This is a genomic window from Natrinema soli (genome assembly GCF_028618695.1).
The window spans coordinates 1-2,558 of sequence record NZ_JAQIVI010000089.1 but is presented as its reverse complement, the minus strand read 5'-3'; the positions used below and the strand labels follow the sequence as shown (position 1 = coordinate 2,558).

General features: G+C 65.4%; 3 protein-coding genes and 1 pseudogene. All 4 read right to left on the bottom strand.

Annotation, left to right across the window (positions count from 1 at the left end; translation table 11 throughout):
• A pseudogene (locus PGX04_RS05415) lies at positions 1-976 on the bottom strand (aspartate aminotransferase family protein); the annotation flags it as partial.
• Between the two features lie 221 nt (positions 977-1,197).
• Positions 1,198-1,422, bottom strand: a complete 225-nt coding sequence (locus tag PGX04_RS05410) for a hypothetical protein (protein WP_273737566.1) — start codon at positions 1,420-1,422, stop codon at positions 1,198-1,200.
• Positions 1,423-1,600: 178 nt separating this feature from the next.
• Positions 1,601-2,029: a PqqD family protein gene (locus PGX04_RS05405; protein ID WP_273737565.1), complete on the bottom strand. Its 429-nt coding sequence runs from the start codon at positions 2,027-2,029 to the stop codon at positions 1,601-1,603.
• A 53-nt stretch (positions 2,030-2,082) separates the two neighbouring features.
• A partial coding sequence (locus PGX04_RS05400) for a Cdc6/Cdc18 family protein (protein ID WP_465263794.1) occupies positions 2,083-2,558 on the bottom strand: 476 nt, incomplete at its 5' end.

The window sequence follows — 2,558 nt, the reverse complement described above, 5'->3', positions numbered from 1 at the left end:
CTGCAGTTCGTCGATCGTCGCCAGCGCGGCGGCGCAGGCGACGGGGTTGCCGCCGAACGTCGAGAGATGGTCGCCCGCGTCGAACGCGTCCGCGATCTCCGGTGGCGCGGTAAACGCACCGAGCGGGAGCCCGTTCGCGATGCCCTTGGCCTGCGTGAGGATATCGGGGGTGACGTCGGCGTGCTCGCTGGCGAACATCGCTCCCGTTCCGCCCGTAGCCCGTCTGGACCTCGTCGACGATGAGGAGCGCGCCGTGGGCGTGGGCGATCTCCTGGACCCGCTCGAGCCAGCCTTCTGGTGGCACAATAATACCACCTTCGCCCATGATCGGGTCGACGACGACCGCGGCGAGATCGTCGCTCGTATGGGTACCGATCACGTGGTCGATCTCGGCGGCAGCGCGAGCCGCGAACTCGGAGGCCGACCCCGTCTCGTCGGGCCACCGGTAGCGGTACGGAGCCGGTGCGTGGACCGCGTCGTTGATCGTCGGTCCCATGTCGTGTTTGTAGGTGTGATTGCCGGTCAGCGCCAGACTGCCCAGCGTCCGGCCGTGAAACCCCATCTCGAGGGCGACGACCTCTTTGCTGCCGGTGTACTTTCGGGCGAGCTTGATGGCGCCCTCGACGGCTTCGGTCCCGGAGTTACAGAAGAAGCTCTTCCGGAGGTCGCCGGGGGCGATCTCGGCGAGTCGTTCGGCCAGTTCGGCGACCGGTCTGTTCGGATGGACGTACGAACAGCCGTGGACGAACTCGTCGAGCTGGGCCGTCGCCGCGTCGGCGACCGCACCGTTGCGGTGGCCCACGTTCGTCACCGAGATCCCAGAGAAGACGTCGAGATATTCGTTCCCGTCGAAGTCCTCGACCGTACAGTCGGTCGCGCGGCGGATGGGAACGTTTAGCGACTTCCAGATCGGCATCACGTACTCTTCGTACTGGCGCTCGATGGTCTCGTTCGAGGAGGGCTCGTTGCGGGACATCTAGCGAAACACCATGGCAACTCATTGCCACCCTCCGGTATTTATCCATTCTGGTTATTCGTCGCCCGCGCTGGGACGCTACCGCTGGCGCAACACCGGTTCGTTCCCCACGACCGCCTCAGTACCGGGCTACTCTCCGCCGTCACGTCTCGAGGGGACGAGGTCCAGGAGGGCGATCACTGCTCCTGCTAGGTTTTTCCCGTGTCCCAAACGAGATGCGACTACACAACAGGGGCGTCCGGCAGGACGTCCGCGAACTCGAGGCGTTGCTCGGCGATGTCCTCATCGAAGTCCTTCGTCGCGGCCTCGGCGCGATACCCCGTGCGGTTGAGCTTGTTGCCGAGCATCTCCAGGAGGTCGTGGAGGTCGGCCTCGTCGTGGCTGGGCTCGTCGAGCCAGATGGCGCCGAACTCGTCGCCGGCGTACCGGTTCCAACTGTCGGCCACGCCGCGGCCGTGTCCGCATCCACAGTGCGCGTCATCCAGTGGGCAATTCGAGTCGAGCGGAGCTGCCACCGTCACGCCTTTGGGCTCACAGGGACCCGTATCGGTCGGCCACACCTCGTGGGATCGAGTGCCAGCTACTCGGCAGTGGGGGTGCGCGTCGCGATCGCCACGCGGCCGGTCAGTCTAGATCCTTGAGGAGATGGTCGAGCTCACTGGTCGCCGGCGTCGTCTTGAGGCTGGCGTCGTGAAGCTGGCGCTCGATGGTGATTGAGCGATTGATTTCCTCGCGAATCTTGCGCTCCTTTGTGAGGTCGTCCTCATCGCGCGCCCGGTCCGCGAGTTGATGGAGGTGCTGGCGGTTGGCCCGGAGTTCGGCAACTAAGGCGATCCCACTTTCCTCTCGGATAAGATCAAGCTCGGTGAGCCAGTCGGCAACCGTGGCGATGTCGGTCTCGATGGTCTCCTCGTCAACGTCGAACTCCGCCGCGAGATCCGGCACGACTTCGTCACGCGGCTCTCCGCGCAGGATATAGCGTTCCCAAAGCCGGTTCCGTCGCATGTGGTCTGGTGGCGTCATGCTCACAGGCGCATCGGTGTGGGCCACCATCCCATACGTGGTAGAGCGTTATAGGCGTTACAGACGCCGCGGCTCGCCCGCTGTCAGTCCGTCTCTAGAGAGGCCAGATACGTCGACTCCGTGGCGTACGGCTCGATCGCGGCGTGAACCCACTGGGGATCGAACGTCGTCTCGAGTTGCTTGACCCGGCCGTCACGGCCCCGCGAGTCGATCCACGTCTCGACCAGTCCCATCGTCTCGAGATCGGTGACGACCTCCCGGATCGCGCGCTCGCCGAGGCGAAGTTCGGCGGGATAGGCGTCCTTGGCCAGGAACGCGTGGATGTCGGCCGTCGTCACGGGCTGTTTGATCGCCGATCCACGATTCCACCCGGTAACCCCAGTGAGCACGAGGAAGTGATTAACCGGCAGGTCGAGCAGTTTCGCGATCGTCGCCTCGCGGTCGGTCGCCTCGAGGTTCGCCGCGATGCACTCGTCGGTCACCGTCGTGAGCCCGCGCTCGGTGGCGGTCTCGCCGGCCTGCCGGAACAGGGTGAGCGCCTTCCGGGCATCGCCCCAGC